This is a genomic window from Pandoraea horticolens (genome assembly GCF_902459555.1).
GTDB lineage: Bacteria > Pseudomonadota > Gammaproteobacteria > Burkholderiales > Burkholderiaceae > Pandoraea > Pandoraea horticolens.
In genome coordinates this window covers 188,121-204,785 of record NZ_CABPSM010000011.1, presented here as the reverse complement: position 1 = coordinate 204,785, position 16,665 = coordinate 188,121, and the positions used below count along the sequence as shown (strand labels likewise).

General features: G+C 64.3%; 17 protein-coding genes. 6 read left to right on the top strand and 11 right to left on the bottom strand.

Features of this window, described 5'->3' with window-relative positions:
* Window positions 1-65 precede the first annotated feature (65 nt).
* Entirely contained in the window at window positions 66-992 is a 927-nt protein-coding gene (locus PHO31112_RS18405) for a 3-hydroxyacyl-CoA dehydrogenase NAD-binding domain-containing protein (protein ID WP_150621796.1), read from the bottom strand.
* A gap of 29 nt (window positions 993-1,021) precedes the next feature.
* A complete protein-coding gene (locus tag PHO31112_RS18400; protein ID WP_150621795.1) occupies window positions 1,022-1,780 on the bottom strand; it encodes a crotonase/enoyl-CoA hydratase family protein in 759 nt (252 codons plus the stop codon).
* Window positions 1,781-1,999: 219 nt separating this feature from the next.
* Here PHO31112_RS18400 and PHO31112_RS18395 point away from each other — a divergent pair, with 219 nt between their 5' ends.
* Complete coding sequence (locus tag PHO31112_RS18395) at window positions 2,000-2,917, top strand: helix-turn-helix transcriptional regulator (protein ID WP_246178354.1); 918 nt, start codon at window positions 2,000-2,002, stop codon at window positions 2,915-2,917.
* 8 nt (window positions 2,918-2,925) lie between these two features.
* Here PHO31112_RS18395 and PHO31112_RS18390 read toward each other — a convergent pair whose 3' ends face one another.
* A complete protein-coding gene (locus PHO31112_RS18390) occupies window positions 2,926-3,243 on the bottom strand; it encodes a MerR family DNA-binding protein (protein ID WP_425495215.1) in 318 nt (105 codons plus the stop codon).
* 122 nt (window positions 3,244-3,365) lie between these two features.
* On the opposite strand from PHO31112_RS18390, the gene PHO31112_RS18385 reads away from it, so the two are divergent.
* Window positions 3,366-4,151, top strand: a complete 786-nt coding sequence (locus tag PHO31112_RS18385) for an FRG domain-containing protein (protein WP_150621794.1) — start codon at window positions 3,366-3,368, stop codon at window positions 4,149-4,151.
* Between the two features lie 31 nt (window positions 4,152-4,182).
* On the opposite strand, the gene PHO31112_RS27205 is transcribed toward PHO31112_RS18385, so the two are convergent.
* Window positions 4,183-4,566 carry a GGDEF domain-containing protein gene (locus PHO31112_RS27205; RefSeq protein WP_281355107.1) on the bottom strand — a complete coding sequence of 128 codons (384 nt, stop codon included), beginning with the start codon at window positions 4,564-4,566 and terminating at the stop codon, window positions 4,183-4,185.
* An 856-nt stretch (window positions 4,567-5,422) separates the two neighbouring features.
* On the opposite strand from PHO31112_RS27205, the gene dapA reads away from it, so the two are divergent.
* Window positions 5,423-6,376: a 4-hydroxy-tetrahydrodipicolinate synthase gene (gene dapA, locus PHO31112_RS18370; RefSeq protein WP_150621792.1), complete on the top strand. Its 954-nt coding sequence runs from the start codon at window positions 5,423-5,425 to the stop codon at window positions 6,374-6,376.
* Window positions 6,377-6,432: 56 nt separating this feature from the next.
* Here the strand turns inward: dapA and PHO31112_RS18365 are convergent, their stop codons facing one another.
* Both PHO31112_RS18365 and PHO31112_RS18360 read right to left on the bottom strand, forming a co-directional pair.
* Window positions 6,433-8,097 carry a methyl-accepting chemotaxis protein gene (locus PHO31112_RS18365; protein WP_150621791.1) on the bottom strand — a complete coding sequence of 555 codons (1,665 nt, stop codon included), beginning with the start codon at window positions 8,095-8,097 and terminating at the stop codon, window positions 6,433-6,435.
* Between the two features lie 320 nt (window positions 8,098-8,417).
* Window positions 8,418-8,882: a nuclear transport factor 2 family protein gene (locus tag PHO31112_RS18360; RefSeq protein WP_150621843.1), complete on the bottom strand. Its 465-nt coding sequence runs from the start codon at window positions 8,880-8,882 to the stop codon at window positions 8,418-8,420.
* 295 nt (window positions 8,883-9,177) lie between these two features.
* Here PHO31112_RS18360 and PHO31112_RS18355 point away from each other — a divergent pair, with 295 nt between their 5' ends.
* Entirely contained in the window at window positions 9,178-10,104 is a 927-nt protein-coding gene (locus tag PHO31112_RS18355) for a LysR family transcriptional regulator (protein ID WP_150621790.1), read from the top strand.
* 181 nt (window positions 10,105-10,285) lie between these two features.
* On the top strand, window positions 10,286-11,491 hold the full coding sequence (locus PHO31112_RS18350) for a YbfB/YjiJ family MFS transporter (protein ID WP_150621789.1): 1,206 nt from the start codon (window positions 10,286-10,288) through the stop codon (window positions 11,489-11,491).
* A gap of 3 nt (window positions 11,492-11,494) precedes the next feature.
* Here PHO31112_RS18350 and PHO31112_RS18345 read toward each other — a convergent pair whose 3' ends face one another.
* Window positions 11,495-12,247: a sulfite exporter TauE/SafE family protein gene (locus PHO31112_RS18345; RefSeq protein ID WP_246178353.1), complete on the bottom strand. Its 753-nt coding sequence runs from the start codon at window positions 12,245-12,247 to the stop codon at window positions 11,495-11,497.
* A 162-nt stretch (window positions 12,248-12,409) separates the two neighbouring features.
* Here PHO31112_RS18345 and PHO31112_RS18340 point away from each other — a divergent pair, with 162 nt between their 5' ends.
* Window positions 12,410-13,384, top strand: a complete 975-nt coding sequence (locus tag PHO31112_RS18340; RefSeq protein ID WP_150621788.1) for a LysR substrate-binding domain-containing protein — start codon at window positions 12,410-12,412, stop codon at window positions 13,382-13,384.
* On the opposite strand, the gene PHO31112_RS18335 is transcribed toward PHO31112_RS18340, so the two are convergent.
* From PHO31112_RS18335 to PHO31112_RS18320, 4 genes are all read right to left on the bottom strand, one after another.
* On the bottom strand, window positions 13,317-14,189 hold the full coding sequence (locus PHO31112_RS18335; protein ID WP_150621787.1) for an AraC family transcriptional regulator: 873 nt from the start codon (window positions 14,187-14,189) through the stop codon (window positions 13,317-13,319). The two genes, PHO31112_RS18340 and PHO31112_RS18335, sit on opposite strands and share 68 nt — an antisense overlap.
* A gap of 85 nt (window positions 14,190-14,274) precedes the next feature.
* Window positions 14,275-15,081 (bottom strand): trans-aconitate 2-methyltransferase, encoded by an 807-nt coding sequence (tam, locus tag PHO31112_RS18330; RefSeq protein ID WP_150621786.1) that lies wholly within the window; start codon window positions 15,079-15,081, stop codon window positions 14,275-14,277.
* Window positions 15,082-15,121: 40 nt separating this feature from the next.
* Complete coding sequence (locus PHO31112_RS18325; protein ID WP_150621785.1) at window positions 15,122-15,994, bottom strand: anti-sigma factor family protein; 873 nt, start codon at window positions 15,992-15,994, stop codon at window positions 15,122-15,124.
* The gene (locus PHO31112_RS18320; protein WP_246178351.1) at window positions 15,987-16,655 is read right to left on the bottom strand and encodes an RNA polymerase sigma factor; all 669 of its coding nucleotides are present in this window, start codon (window positions 16,653-16,655) and stop codon (window positions 15,987-15,989) included. Before PHO31112_RS18320 ends, PHO31112_RS18325 begins: the two co-directional genes overlap by 8 nt.
* Window positions 16,656-16,665: the final 10 nt, after the last annotated feature.

Genomic DNA, 16,665 nt, shown 5'->3' with positions numbered 1-16,665 from the left:
CCCATCGTCGATTCGGACGATTCGACGTGGCGGGGCATTGATGGCGATGACGCCGATTACGTCGATTACGCCTTGCTTGCGAGAATGCCGAGGATGATGGCGTCGCGCTGCGCTTCGAGCCGGGCGTTACCTCGCCCGGCGAGTTCCGCCTCGACGCCGGCCGTGATGCGGGCCTTCAGGTCGTCCGTCAGCACCGGCTCGCCGAGGTCTGCCCACCACGATTCGATGGGCGGCCCAAGATGTTCCAGCAGATGCGCAATGCCACCGGCACCGCCCGACAGATGTAGATTGAGGAACGGCCCCAGCGCAGCCCAACGCAGACCCGGACCATATGCGATCGCATCGTCGATATCCGCCACGGACGCCACGCCGGTATCGACCAGATGGATCGCCTCGCGCCAAAGCGCGGCTTGCAGCCGGTTCGCGATGTGGCCCTTGACCTCTTTCTTCACATGAATCGGACGCTTGCCGATGGCACGATAGAACTGCATCGCCGTGTCGATGGCGGCCTGCGACGACTGCTCGCCGCCGATGACCTCAACCAGCGGAATCAGATGCGGCGGATTGAACGGATGCCCGAGCACCACCCGCTCGGGATGCGCGCAGACCGACTGCACGCGGCTCATCAGCAGGCCCGACGAACTCGAGGCAATCACCACGGACGATGGCAACGCCGCATCCATCTTGCGGAAGAGATCCTGCTTCAGATCTTCGCGCTCGGGACCGCTCTCCTGCACGAAATCGGCACCCGCGAGCGCGCCCTCGAGCGTGTCGTGGAACGTCAATGTGTCGCGCGAGGCACCTGCCGACAGGCCGATGCGTGTCAGCGTAGGCCAGTGCGCATCGACGGCTTCGCGCAAGCGCGCGCACGCGCCCGGTGCCGGATCCCACGCGCTCACGCGCAGACCGCGCGCCAGAAAATATGCCGCCCAACTCGCACCAATGACACCGGTGCCGATGACGGCCACCTGTTCGATGTTGTCGTATTTCACATTCGTCTCCGTGGAGGTTGGCCCGGCGATTAACGTGCCGCGCGGCCCAGAAAGCGTTCCATGCGCTCGCGCGCCTCGGGCGTGGCCAACATCAATGCGCTCGTCACCGACTCGGTGAACAGGCCGTCGGCCATCGACATGTCGTGAATGCGCGACAGTGCGTGAATCGTCGCCCAATTCGACAAGGGACTATTCTGCGCCGTCTCGCGAGCCAGTTGCGTCGCCAGGGCAAGCCCCTCACCCGCGCCGGTCAAATAGTGGCCGAGGCCCAGGCGCTCACCGTCAACGGCGTCATAGCGACGGCCGGTGAGCATCATCTCCGTCATGCGGTCCGGACCGAGAATGCGCGCCACGCGCACCGACGCGCCGCCGCCGACGAAGATGCCGCGCTTGCCTTCGGGCAACTGGAAGAATGCGCTGCGCTCGATGACACGCACATGCGCGGTCAGCGCCAGTTCGAGCCCGCCGCCGATCACGGCACCGTGTAATACGGCAACCACCGGACGTCCGCCGAACTGAATCTCGTGGAACACCTTGTGCCAGCGTTGCGAGACGCGCAGCACATCGATGGGCTCGCGTGTGCTGTTTTCGGACAAGTCCAGTCCGGCGCAGAAATGCTCGCCTGCGCCGTTCAGGACGACGGCGCGCACGCTGTCGTCGAAATCGCGAAACGCCGCTTCGAGCGAATCGATGGCCGCGTCGCAAAGCGCGTTGCGCTTGTCTGCGCGCTCAAGGGTGACGAAGGCGATGGCGTCGTCGACGCGCACACGCAAGTGGGGATAGGTCATGGTCTGCATTGGCTCCAAATCTTGAAAAGTATCTTATAAGATATTTTTGGTGTTGCGGGACTTGTGCAATGCAGTTCAGGGTTAACAGGGATGCTTAGGCGAATAAGGCAATTTAATGCATATTTAGCGAAAATGATGGGCGAAATGAGGAATGCCGTGGTTACACCACTGATATCTCATAGTATATTTACCGCAACATCTCTCCCTGCCTGTCGCCCCATGAGGAAACCGCTCGCCGACTCAGCGCCTTCTGATCTGGACGACGACGCCGAAGCTGGCGTGTCGTCGCGGCTGGCATCGTTGGCGCGACAGGTGCGCACACTACGGGCGCAGCGTGGTATGACGCGCAAGCAGCTCGCCGCGCAGTCGGGTGTCTCGCTGCCCTATCTCGCCCGCGTGGAGGCTGGCACCGGCAACGTCTCGCTGGCCGTCCTGCACAAACTCTCGGAAGCGTTGAACGTGGGCGTGGAAACGCTCGTGGCCGAACGCACGGCGTATGACGGCGACTTGCTGATCCTCGTCGAATATCTGCGACAACAGCCGCCGGAAGTCCTCTCGCGGTTGCGCCGCCAGATTGTCGTGCCGGGGGTGACCGACGCACGCCGCACAGGACAGCGCATCGCCCTCATCGGTCTTCGCGGCGCAGGCAAGTCGACGCTCGGGCCGCAGTTGGCGCAGGCCATCGGCGCACCTTTCATCGAACTGGACAAGGAAGTCGAGCGTGAAGCGGGCATCGCCATCGGCGAAGTGATCACGCTCTATGGACAAGCCGCTATGCGCCGCATCGAGCGCCAATGCATCGAACGGATCATTGCCGATCACGAGCATGTCGTGCTTGCGACGGGCGGCGGGATCGTCTCGGAAGCGCCGACCTACGAGCGCGTGCTCCGCGCATTTCGCACCGTCTGGCTGTGCGCCCGGCCCGAAGTCCACTTCCAGCGCGTGATGCAGCAAAACGACGCCCGCATCGCCACCGAAGCGCTGCGCAACGAGGCGCTGGAACACATCCACCGCATGCTCGATGCCCGCGAGTCGCTTTACCGGCTGGCCGACATCACGCTCGACACCTCCGACATCACGCCGCAAGCCGCACTCGCGGCACTCAAGAACGATCTATCCCCTGCGCGAGCGGCTTGATTTCTCGCCTATTGCCCCCCCTTTCCCCTTTCCCCTTCCCCCTTTCGCACTCGTAAGCCGCATGAGGCGCTGAAACTGCGGCCACGCCGATGCTCGGGCGCGGGGCAAACCATCGCGTGACGCAATTCGTCGCGCAGAGCACTCAGTTGCCGGATGGTTCTGTCGAGGTCATCCGCTTTTGCCGTCAGCCGCACCCGGTTGATGTTCGCCTTACCTTGCTGCAGCAGCATCCCGGCAATGTCGTCCAACGAAAATCCGGCCGCACCGCCGAGCGCGATCAGCGCCAATGCCGGCAAGACCGACGCATCGTACTGACGGCGCTGCACGCGCTTGAGCTGTCACAGAGGCCGTACTATAGTGACCGACGCCATGCATCGCTTGCGGTGCCTTGGCGTGCTCACAAAATGTCATGGCGGCGTTGCACGCCAACTCGAGGATTTCGCTCACTATGGACACCACCGTCGTCGAAAGCTGGAAGGATTTCATGGAATTGTCCTCCCGCTTCGAAGGTTGGGCCTTTCGCGGGCAGCAGGATGCGCGCTGGCATCTGCAAAGCTCGCTCTCGCGGTATCTGCACGCCTATGTGGCGGACAAGGAGCAGTGGCGCAGTCGCGAGGCACGCGCCATCCGCATCTTCCGGCGCAAGGCGCATAACCATGTGCCGTGGCCCGAGCTGTTGCACGACGACCTGCGCTGCCTCGGGTTGATGCAGCACCATGGCGCGCCCACGCGTTTGCTGGACTTCACCAAATCGCCCTTCGTCGCGGCTTTCTTCTCGCTGGAGCGCGCGACCAGCGATTCGGCCATCTTCGCCCTCAACACCCCCGCCCTGTACGACGACCGCGCCCGCCCGCGTCATGCGCCGTGGCTGACCCGCGATACGATCGATCCGCGCGTCAAGGGGAACATGGAAAAGTACTTCCTCGGCAACGACAACGAAGTGGTCTGGTTCGGCGAGCCGGAAGAGATGGACGGCCGCCTGATCGCGCAATCGGGAACGTTTGTGGTGCCGGGCGTGATCGACCGGCCGCTGCATCGCATTCTCGACGGCTACGAGAGCGAAGAGCCGCTGCTGCGCAAGATCGTGTTGCCCGCCGCGCTGCGTGCTGACGCGATGAAATGGCTTTACCGGATGAACGTGACGAACGCGTCGCTGTTTCCGGATCTCGACGGCCTGGCGCGCTCGATTGCCGTCGAAATCGAAATGGTCTGGCCGACGCAGACACTCGGGTGAGCATGCTTCAGAGCATGCTTCACGGCGCGCCTCACATCAGACGCTCCAGAAAGCTGGCCCCTCCCGACTTACGCTCGGATTTGTTCGCATACATGCGCTGATCGGCAACGCGGATGAGTTCGCTCATCGATTCGCCGTCGTCGGGGAAAACCGCGACACCGACGCTCACACGCACGGCCAGGCTCGCGTCGTTCACCGAGACGGCCTGCTCTATCTCCGAGCACAGACGCGCCACGGCAAAGTCGATCCGCTCGGCGATCTCGGTGTCCTGAACGATGGCGACGAATTCGTCGCTGGAATGACGCGCCACAAAGCCGCCCTCCGTCACCCCCGCCTTCATGCGACGGCCAATCTCCTTGAACACCAGATCGCCTGTCGCGTGACCAAGGCTGTCGTTCCCCCCCCTTGAACGCATCGATGTCGGCGAAGAGCGGCGCCAGCTTGCCGTTGGTGCGTTGCGCACGGCCTCGCTGGCTGGGGAACAGCGTGGAGAGCGTGTCGTGAACGGCCTTGCAAAGAGAGCGGACATCCGCCGCGTCGATGCGCAGCCCATGTTCCCCGGACCAGCGGGCGGACCACATGATGTGGACGTAATGACCGTCCTTGTGAATATAGCGATTCTCGAAACCGATGCGCGGATGCCCCAACATATTGGCAACCACGGGAACAGCCCCGTGGTGGTCGTACCACGAGGCGTTTTCGGCCATGGTCGCGGTCGGCAACAACGGTCGGCACGCTCGCCGTTCCCCATCGCGCCTCACCGTCCCCCGTTAAATATATTGGATAACGAATTAAGTGGCTTTACATCATCGTTTTTTTACTGATAGATGGTTATCGCGCAATGAACCACGGCTATCGATGAAATACCGACCCGCTCGGCTTCACCGGCGCAACGGATCACGCCTGCGACTCACGCGCTTTCGGTCAACGCGCTTGACGTCACCCGCGCATAGCGTTTAGAGTCACCACATGACGAATTTCAGTGCCCGCCTCTCGCAAAGCTTGCGCGTTGTCCCGATGGAACAGCGGGGTGCGTTCGTCAAAAGCAAAAAACAGTCGCTCAACTGACCGGAGCGTGCTGTTCCGTCAGTTGAGCGACGGAATAGCCACGTGAACCCGGCAGTTCTGCCCCATGCGTAGCGCCACCTAGCGTCACCCGGCCCGCCTGCCCCGAAGTTCCCACTCGCCTGACTCTCCGCATCGCCCGGCTGAACGGTTTCCGTACAGGTCATCACACGTTCGTTGCATTCGTACCGTCCAGGGAGACACTCATGCAAGTCGCGCAATCCCAAACCCCATCGATGGCCTCGCCCGGTTCGCCGGCATTTCGCGGCATCTGGCTACCGCTCGTCACACCGTTCCTGCGCAACGGCGCAGATACGCCGGTCGATCACGCCGCGTTACGCAGGCTCGTCGCGCATTACCGCCGCTCGGGCATTGCCGGCTTCGTGATTTGCGGCACGACGGGCGAGGCGGCGGCCCTCGATCACGCCGAACAGCTTGCCGTGTTCGACACCGTATTGACGCAGGCCGGTGATTTGCCCGTGATTGCAGGGCTCGCGGGCAATCATCTCGGCCATACGCTAGCCCGCATGGATGCCTTCAATGCGCTGCCCCTCGCGGGCGTATTGACGCCTGCGCCGTATTACATACGGCCGGCCCAGGCAGGACTTGTCGACTGGTTCCAGACGCTGGCGGACCGTTCGCGTGCGCCGCTCGTGCTGTACGACATTCCCTATCGCACCGGTGCAACGCTCACGCTTGAGACATTGCTCACGCTCGCGGGCCACGGCAACATTTGTGCGATCAAGGATTGCGGAGGCAACGCCCACACCACGCAAGCGCTCATCGCCGACGGCCGCTTGTCCGTCCTTGCAGGCGAGGATCATCAGTTGTTGTCCACGCTGACGATGGGCGGACACGGCGCGATCATCGCATCGTCGCATTGCCGGCCGGCGCATTTTTCGGCCTTGTACCGTGCGGTGCAAACGCAGCAGCTCGATGTGGCCCGCTCGCTCTTCCACGCGCTCATGCCAGTGGTGAAGTTGCTGTTCGCTGAAGCGAATCCGGGCCCGGTCAAGGCGTGGCTCGCCCGCGAAGGTCTGCTGATGGACGTATTGCGACTACCGATGACGAGCGCGTCGCCAGCGTTGGCGCAACAGTTGGTGGAGGCGATTGCCGCCGTCGACGCCGCGTTCGGCGCTCAGGCGGCCAACGCCGCCTGAGGTGTGACAAGCGGGGGGTGACAGGCTCGGTGTGCCGCTGGGCGAACCGCGGGACGTCAGGCCGCCGCGCGCTGCCCTCGCCGCTGTGCCGTCAGCGCATTGCCGGCATTCGACAGCGTACCGGCCAATGCCGCGAGCATCGGTGCTTGTTGCATCGCGTCGAGCGGCGAGCTGCCGCCACCGTCCACCCGGAACTTCGCGGTCTGCCCGACCAGATCGGCGGCCTGCTGGCGCATGTGTTCCGCCGCAGCCGCCGCCTCTTCCACGAGCGCGGCGTTCTGCTGCGTCACCTGGTCCATCTGGGTGACGGCCTGATTGACTTGCTCGATGCCGCGCGCCTGTTCGTCGCTCGCTGCGGCGATCTCGGCGATCAACTCGTTCACGCGCCGCACCGACACCACGATCTGATCCATCGTGCGACCGGCGACCTCCACACGCGAGGTGCCGTCCTCGACCTGCTGGATGGACGTCGCAATCAGTTCGCGAATGTCCTTGGCCGTGCCGGCGGAGCGTTGCGCGAGCGTGCGCACTTCACCGGCCACCACCGCGAACCCCCGGCCCTGCTCGCCCGCGCGCGCAGCTTCCACGGCTGCGTTGAGCGCCAGAATATTGGTCTGGAATGCAATACCCTCGATCGCCTTGATCATGTCGCTCATGCGGGCCGAGGCGCTGGCCATCGCCTGCATCGTCTCGACGACCGCACGCACGCTCTGCGCCCCGGCATCGGCGACGCCCGACGCTTCCTGCGACAAACGGCGCGCCTGCATCGCATGTTCGACGTTCTGACGCACGGTCGACGTCAGTTCTTCCATCGACGCGGCCGTCTCTTCCAGCGATGCCGCCTGCTCCTCCGTTCGCTGCGACAAATCGGTGTTGCCCTGCGCAATCTCGCGCGCGGCATGGTCGATGGCGCCCGATGCGCCTTGAATGTTGCGCACCAGATGCGCCAGTTGTTCCACAGCCGTGTCGAGCGCGTTCGCCATCTGGCCGATCTCGTCGGCGTGCTCAGCGTTCACCCGATGGGTCAGATCGCCGTGGGCGAGCGCTGTCGCCCCTTGCGCCGCAGCACGCACCGGGCGCGTGACCGATCGAACGATGGCCACACCCGACACCACGGAGATGACGACAGAGGCGACCAGAGCAACAAGCAGCCACAGCCGCGCAGAGATGTAGGCGTCATTCGCATCGGCGGCCTCCTTGGCGCTCACGGCCTTGCCAACGCCCATGAGACCGTCCAGCGGCGAGAAGAACGCGGACTGCGCCTTCTGCGCCGGCCCTAGCAGTTCGGTCTTCGCCTGTGCGTAGTTACCGCTGCGCACAAGACCCTTGATGTTGTCGATCTGTTTCCCGTATTCGGCGCTGGCTTCGGCCAGCGTGCGGTACAGCGCCTTGCCCTTCTCGGTGTAGAAAATCGTCGCCATGCCGGAGATGCTCTTGAGATTGGCGGCGTTCAACTCGTCGATCCTGGCCAGACGCGCATCGAGCTGCGACGCGTCTTCCGACATCACGATATCGCGCAGAACCACAGCGATGCTCGCCGCCCGATCCTTCAGCCCGTGAAATTCGAGAATCTTGTTGTTCAGATCGGAAACGATGATTTGGGTGTTCGTATCCATCGTCGCCATTTTCGTCACGGCAACCACGGCCACGATCGACAGCATGACCACATTGATGGTAAAGGCGGCAGCGAGCCGTTTGCTGATACTCAGATTCTTGAACATGGCCTTGTGCGCGTTGAGCGGGTCGTCTTGCAGATCGTAATTTTTAACCTGCTTGCCGGCACGCGCAGCAGGTCACTGTCTCTCTCGGTACCTCTGACGAGACTTAACGAGTGCTTTTGGCGAAACTTGAGCGTTCGCGCGATGAAATCGTCGATGCGCCCGCAAACGCCCGCCCAGCAAGGCCGTTCACCGCCGAGTGCCTGCACCAAAACGACGCAAATATCGTATATCAGGGCTCACAAGCGAACACGAGGCGGCCTATCCGGAATGCGGCAAGCCGTTGTTCTCTCGCGCGGCAGACACGAACGACAGCAGCCCGATCAGAACATCGCGTTGCCGCTGACGGTCTTGGCCGGCACCTGTTGCGACACATCCCAGTGCTCGACGATCTTGCCCTTGTCCAGACGGAAAATGTCGACGATGGCGATGGGGAGGTCTCCCGGATGGGGCACTTTGCGTACGTGAAGGATCACGTAATCGCCATCTGCGAAAGCCCGGACGATATCGCTATGCGAGTCCGGCTGATTCTTGCGCAGGAACTCAAGAAACTTGCCGAATCCCTCGACACCGTCGGCCGCGTTCGGATTGTGCTGAATGTACTGCGCGCCGAGATACTGTCGCGCCGCGTCGAAATCCTTCCGATTGAGGCCCGCGTCGTAGAACGCCAGCACTACCTGCTTGTTGGCCGCCATTTGCGACGCTGGCACGGCGGACGCCGCGCCGGCCGAAGCACTCAATCCTTCGGCACCGGCGGCCGACAATGCGGCATCGGGCACAGGCGGCATCCCATCGGCCGCGTGAGCGGAGAGGGTCGTGATGGCCGAGACGGCGGCAGTGGCGGCGATGGCAAGCCACGAAGCGACGGGTGTTTTCATGATGTTTGGGGGTGATGGCGTTTGCGTTGCATTGGCGAACGATCAGCTTAGCAGTTCATACGATTCACCGTGGTCAGTCAATCCAGCGTAGCCGCTCCGGCAGGAAATCCGCACGCCATTGTCGCCGCAATGCCGGGTTTGAGGGTAATCTTGCCCATCGGCCTTACCGGGGTTCGCCCGCGGCCCCCCTCACTCTGCCTCGCTCATGGACAGAATCGACGCCATGAAAGTCTTCGTCGCCACCGTCGACGAAGGAAGCCTTGCCGGTGCTGCCCGGCGCCTCGGCCGGTCGGCCGCTGCCGTCAGCCGCGCCATCGCCTATCTCGAAGCCCACACCGGCACCGCCCTGCTCCACCGCACGACTCGTGCGCTCAAGCTGAGTGCCGCTGGCGAGCGGTATGCCAGTGCATGCCGCCGTATCCTGCTCGATCTGGACGAGGCCGACGTGATTGCGGCCGGCGAACGTTCGGCCCCGCGCGGCCTGCTCACTGTGTCGGTACCACTCGTTGCAGGCGAGACGTTCATGCGCGAGATCGCCGACGCGTTCATCGAGCGCTACCCCGACGTCGTCATCCGTCTGCAATTGAGCGACCTGCCCGTGAACCTGATCGACGAAGGCGTCGACGTCGCGGTACGGGTCGCGCACTTGCCCGACTCGTCGCTGATCGCCACGCCGGTGGGCGAAGTCCGGCGCATCATCGCCGCGTCGCCGGACTATCTGGCCACCCACGCCCCCATCGAGACGCCCGCCGATCTCTCGAAACACCAGATCGTTTCCATGACGTACTTCGGCATCGATTCGTGGCGCTTTCCGGCCACGGGACGTGGCTCGGTGCCACAGGTCGTGCAGTTCACGCCGCGCCTGATCGCCAACTCGATTCGAACCGTGATTGCGTCGGCCGTCGCCGGACACGGCGTGGCCCGCATGCTGACGTATCACATCGTCGAAGAACTGGGGCGAGGCGCGCTACGCATCGTGCTGCAGAATTTCGAACATCCGCCCATGCCGGTGCACGTCATCACGCCGCAGGGACGGCTGGCCGTGCCCAAGGTGCGAGCGTTTGTCGATTTCACGGTGCCCCGTCTGCGCAAGCACTTTTCGCACGTGCACAAGCTGGCGAGTGGGGGCTGAGCGACGCTTCGCGGCGCGGGATTGCCACATTGCGCAGCCGCCATTGTTACGCCGCATGGAAGAATGACTTCCGAGGCGTGTTCGTTCTCTGACGCACCGCACCCACCTACACTGACTCCATCACTTTTTTGTACGCCGCACCTGACTAAGCCGGGAGCGGCGCGGTATCCCCGGAGTCATCATGTCCCATGCAGTCCTCGGCGGCAGCACGTCTGCCCCCTTCAACGCCTGGCGCGCTACCCTCTGCGCCGCATGCGCCAGCCTCATCGGTATTGGCTTTGCCCGCTTCGCGTACACGGCCCTGCTGCCGGCGATCATCGGCAACCACTGGTTCGCCCCCGCCACGGCCGCCTACCTCGGCGCCGCCAATCTCGGCGGCTATCTGGCCGGTGCGCTGGGCGCGCGCGTTCTCGCCCGTCACGTGCCGAACGTCACGACCCTGCGCACGATGATGCTGCTTGCGGTCGTCGCCTTCTTCGCGTGCGCCTTGCCCGTCTCGTTCCTGTGGTTCTTCCTCTGGCGCTTCGCATCGGGTTTCTCAGGCGGAGTGCTGATGGTCACCGCTGCGCCGTCGGTACTGGCACACATTACGCCGTCGCGGCGCGGCATCGTGAGTGGCGCGATCTTCGCGGGCCTCGGGCTGGGCATCGCCGCAACAGGCACGCTCGTGCCGCTATTGCTGCGACAAGGCCTTGCCCAAGCATGGATTGGGCTTGGCGTGGTTTCGCTCGTGCTCACCGCCGTGGCATGGCGCGGCTGGCCCGACGGTACCCCCGCTGCCGCAGCCAGTACCACTGTGCAAGCGCGGCGCCGCCCAGCCAGCCCACTCGCATTGCGTTCGCTCTATATCGAATACGCACTGAATGCGGTTGCGCTGGTGCCGCACATGATTTTCCTCGTCGACTACGTAGCGCGCGGTTTGGGCAAGGGGCTCGATGCCGGGGCCAACTATTGGGTACTGTACGGATTGGGCGCGATCGCCGGGCCGATCTTCGTCGGACATCTCGCCGATCGCATTGGCTTCGCACGGGCGTTGCGCACTGCGTATGTCGTGCAGTTCTGCGCCGTGCTGCTGCCGGTGCTCGGTCTCGGCATGCCTGCGCTGATCGTCTCCAGCATGGTGATGGGCGCGTTCACGGCGGGGATCGTGCCTCTGGTGCTCGGACGCGTGAACGAGCTGCTCGCTCATCATCCGGCTTCGCAGAAAGCAGCGTGGAGCACCGCGACGACCAGCTTCGCGACGCTTCAGGCGGGTGCTGCCTACGGATTGTCATTCCTGTTCGCCGCGACGTCGGGCAACTATTCGCTGCTGTTCATCGTGGGCGGCGTCGCCATGGTCATCGGGTTAGGGGTCAACCTGGTGGCCGCCCGGCGCGAGCGGGCATAACCCTCAACGCCATGCGGCGCTGAGCATCACGCCGCCGGAGACAACGAGCATCGTATCGAGCAAGCGCTGAAAGACGGCTGGGGTGAGGCCCAGCACGAAGCGCTTGCCGAGAACGGTGCCCAGCATCAACGTCAAACCGACGATCAGCCCGTTGGCCCACGCCTCGGGCGGCAATGCGCCGAGGTCCGAGAACATCAGCACTTTGGCGACGTAAATAAGCACGGAACTAGCCGATTCCGAACCAAGGAATGCCCCGCCGGACAAGCCATACGCGACGAAGGCCGGCACGCTGAGCGGCCCGGTGGAGAGCACGATGCCCGTGAGGAAACCGATGATGGCGCCGGCAGCCGCCAACTGCCAGAGGGCCAACCGCCGTTGATTCCGTTGCAGAAAATGGCGTGCCGGCACTATGGCGATGAAGAACAGGCCCAGCGCAACATCCACGACCGTTGCGGGCAGGCTCCACAAGGTGCGGGCGCCAAGCGCGGCGGCCGGTGCGCCGGGCAACGAGTACGCGAACACGGCGCGCCAGTCGATCTCGCGCCACCAGGCCAGCACCTTCGAGACATTCCCGACGATGGCGGCGACCGCCATGATCGGCACCGCCTGCTTCGGGCCGTACGTGTAGACCAGCACCGGCAGAAGCATCATCGACGACCCCGTGCCGACGACGCCGCTCACCATGCCCGCCGCTGTCCCGACAACCGCGATCAGCATCATGCCCCACGCGTGTCCCGCGAATAAACCAGCCAACATGCTCGCCTCGTCGTTTGCCCTCTTCCTCACATGACGTCTGCGCCGCGTGAGCCACAGATGCGACGATAAAGCATGACGATGACTCACACCACCGACAAATTGATAAGACTTCTGTGATAAAAAGTCACAGTTCCGAAGTTATTTCGTCGATGAAGGGTCAGGATGACGCGCCGACAGCTACCACCGCTGCACGCCTTACGTGTCTTCGAGACTGCGGCTCGCGCAGAGAGTCTCAGCGCCGCCGCGCAAGAGTTGTCGATTACCCATGGGGCTGTGAGTCGTCAGATCGCGCTATTGGAGGATTGGCTCGGGCAGACGTTATTCGTCCGGCAAGGACAACGCAACGTCGCGACGGACCACGCCCGTGCATTCGCCGCCGAGGTCAGTGCGGCCTTCGACCGTATCGACGATGCCGCCGTGCGCTTTGGCAAGGCACCGCAAACACGGATTGTGCGCGTCAATGCCCAGACCACGCTTGCCATGCACTGGCTGATCGCGCGGCTGCCCGCGTTTCACGCGTCGCACCCCGACGTGCAGATCGTCTTGACCACATCGAGCAGTGCCGACCCTGCGTTTCGTGGCGGATTCGACGTCGCGATCCGGCGCGACCCACCGCCGCGTCCCGAGTGGCAGCCGTATGAGAAGACCGTGCTGTTCACCGAGCAGTCAAGTGTTGTCGCTGCGCCCGCGCTGCTGGATGCGACGCCGCTGCGGCGCCTGAAGGATCTCGCGAAACACGCGTTCGTCGCGACACAGACCCGCGTCGGCGCATGGGAGGACTGGCTGAGTGCCGCCGGGATACCCGCCTTGCGGCCAGTGCGATTTCATCGCTTCGATCACTATCACGTGAGTTTGCAGGCGGTCATCGATGGGCTGGGCCTGGGGATCGGCTGCACGCCGACGCTCGATCGCGAGTTGGCCGCCGGCCGTCTGGTCATGCCTTTTCCGGCGATTCAGGTGACCGGTGCGACGTACGTCACACTGGTGCCGCGCGACGCCGACAAGTCGCGTCCGTTACGAGACTTCCTGACGTGGGTGCACGATGCGGCCAGCGCCACAACCGTTGACGTCATGCCCCCGGTCGCACGCTCCACTTCCCGGGCGACACGCCGAACGCGCGCCGGAAGTAACGCGTGAAGTGCGACAGGTCGTTGAACCCTTGCGCCACGGCGACGTCGGTCGCCGACGCCCCTGCACGCAAGGCGGGCAATGCTCGCACCAGACGCAACTGATTGCGCCACGCATGCGGCGCGAGGCCCGTTTCGCGCGAGAACAATCGCGCCGCGTGAAACGGCGAGAGATCGACGGCTTCGGCCAGCGTCGTAAGCGACAACGGCTCGGTGAGATCAGTCGAGAGTCGCGCCTTCATCGTCTCGACGCGGACGGCGTCGCGATGCACCGGCATCTCCGGCACGCGTGCCTGCGCGTGGCGGATCAACATCGTCGACACCGCCTCGATCAATACGCTTTCGGCCAACAAAGGGTCAGCACCGGTCTGCAGCAGACGGTGCGCCGCGATCAGCCGCTGCGCGGCCTGACTGTCGTCAATGACGCTCTCGCCGAACCACGGCAAGGCGTCGTCCGGTGACGCCAATCCCGGCAACGGGCAGGTCAACTGACGCTGTACCCCCTGCACGAAGCCGACCGGCAGATAGAATACCCGGTAGCGCCACCCGAAATCGGTTTCGCGCGCACCGGTGTGCACTTCGCCGGGATGAATGATGACGACCGACCCGGCCTCCGCCACATGCTCCCTCCCCCGATAGGCGTAGCGCTCGGCACCCGCTACGATGCACGCGAACGTGTACGCATCGTGCCAGTGCGGCGCGAAGGTGTGGTCGTTGTATTCGGCCGTCAGCATGTCGCCGCCCGGCACGAGCGACGAGCGCCAATACAGCGGCGCATTGCGGAACGGCTGAATGGGTTGGTACTGGGCATTCATGCCCGCTACTTTACACCGGGCGCCCCACAGCCGCCTGGCCGCCCGACTACCCTGCCAGCGCCTCCGACATAGCGCGCTGGCGCGATCAGCGCGTAGCGACCACGAAGAGCCGCGGGAACGGCAGCAACACCGTGCCGTCGGCCAGCGCAGGGTAAGCCTTCGCGATTTCGTCGGTGTAACGCGTCAGGAAGGCCTCTCGCGACGCCTCGTCGAGCTTCGCGAGAAACGGCCGCAACGCACTTCCCTTGAACCACTCCACGACGGCCGGCGCGCCCCCCGCCAGCGGGTGATAGTACGTGGTGCGCCAGATGTCGACGCGCGAGCACACCTCGCGCAGCAGCGGATAGTAGAACGTCGCGCCATGCCGTGCCGTGCGCTCCACGCCTTTGAGCGCCGCCGCCCAACGCGAATCGGCCGCCACTTCGCGCATCAGTCGATGCGCGGGCTCGTCGAGATTGTCGGGCGTCTGCACGGCGAGCGAGCCGCCGGGCGACAGACAGCCGATCAGCCGCGGATACAGCGTTTCGTGATCGGGCAACCACTGCAACACCGCGTTGGCGAGAATCACATCGAACGGGCCGTCCTTCCAGTTGGCGATATCCGCCACGTCGAAGCGAAACTGCGGCAGGCGCGCGCGCGCCGCATCCACCATGTCCTGCGAGCTATCCAGCCCGAGCACATCGGCCTGTGCGTAACGCGCAGCGAGTACTTCCGTGGAATTGCCGGGACCGCAACCGATATCGGCCACGCGTGCGACGTCACGATCCGCAAGCGGGGGAATGGCAGCAACGAGATCGCGCACGGGACGCGTGCGCTCGTCTTCGAACTTCACGTACTGAGCGGCTTGCCAGGCGGGATTCACCGGGGCATTCGGCGACGGGACTTGCGACATGACGGCCTCCTGGGGGATATCGGGCAATAGCCGCAAGATATCAGGTCGCCGCCTGCACTGCCTCTACGAACACGCGCAAATGTGACACTTCGGCGTCGGTGATCGCCCAGTACGTCATGCCACCGCGCCGCCAGCGCGCTATCGCGTACCCATCGGCACCGGTAATCGTCGGCGCCGCCGCCCCCTTGTCGCGCGCCGGGAACACGTACAGATCGATCGGATGCTTGTCCGTGCGATAGACAAGAACGGCGACAGTGCGGCCTCCCACGTAGTCGAGCCGTCCCCCTTCGAGCGGGAAGCCCTTGGCTGACAGATCGACGACGGACGGCGCGTAATCGATGCGCCCGTTGAACCACGGCTTGACGGTGTGCTGATCGGTCGAAATGACGTCGATAGGATGTTGGGACAGCAGCGCACGAACATGACTCGCCACGATCTCTTGCGGTTGCAGCCCGGTTGTCGCCTGCGGGTCTTGCGGCGGTGCGGGCGGACGCGCCACCAGCAACGCCATCGCCACGGCCAACCCGCCGAGAATCGCACCGCCCGCCCCGCCGAACAACCACGGCGCCAAGCTGAGCCCCCACGCCGCTTCCGGGTGTTTGACGGGCGTGCCTGCCTTGGGTGGCCTGACGTCGGGTTTCGCTTCGAGCGGCGGCGATGCTGACGGCGACGTGATCGCGCCAGTCGCAAAACTCGCGTGACGTTCGGCATGCGCGAGTTCGTCACGCAAACGTTCACGCAACGACTGGGGGGCGTAGTGACGCAATGCACCGTCGCGCAGCATCTTGCCCAGTGTTGAGGCTTCGATAGCCGTTGCGGCCTGCGTCGCGCTCACGCCCGATGCCGCGTCGCCGGTCTTGTCCTTCATGTCGCTCGCAGCGGTCGTATCGTTGGGTTCGTCGGGCTTATTCATCGCGTCCTCCCCGGGTGGTGCCGTCGAGCGGCAGGCGTGTGAGGCGAGTGATTTGTGCCGACGGCGCGTTCGGCGTCGCAGCAGTGTTCTTGTGCGCGGCATCCTGCGCGGCGCGCACGGCGCTCGCCAGCATCTGTCTGCCACGTGCCAGACGCGACATGACCGTGCCCGCCGGCACGCCAAGAATCGTCTCGATTTCCCGGTAGCTCATGTCCTCCATCTCGCGTAACACCAGCACCTCACGGAAGACAACCGGCAACGAGGCCAGTGCGTCGCGCACCAGTGCGCATTCGTCGCGGCGCACCGCCAGCATCTCCGGGTCGCCGGGCGCCGTGTCGTCCCACCCCGGCAGACTCGCATCGCCGTGCAGGCCATGTGTGGCTTCATCGAACGGCGTGCCATCCGCCGCATCGGAGCGACGACGCCATTCCGTCAGCCAGGTATTGCGCACGATCGCCAGTAGCCACGCGCGCGCGCTCTCGCCGCGAAAGCCGTCAAAGAAGCGCAACGCACGCAGGAAGGCTTCTTGCACGATGTCGTCGGCATCGCTCGCGCTGCCCGACAGCCATCGCGCGAGGTTGTACGCCGCATCGAGATGCGGCAGGGCCAGAGCTTCAAACCGTCCTGACGCTTGCGCGCCGGGTTTTTCAGCGTCGCTCACCGGGGTCTCC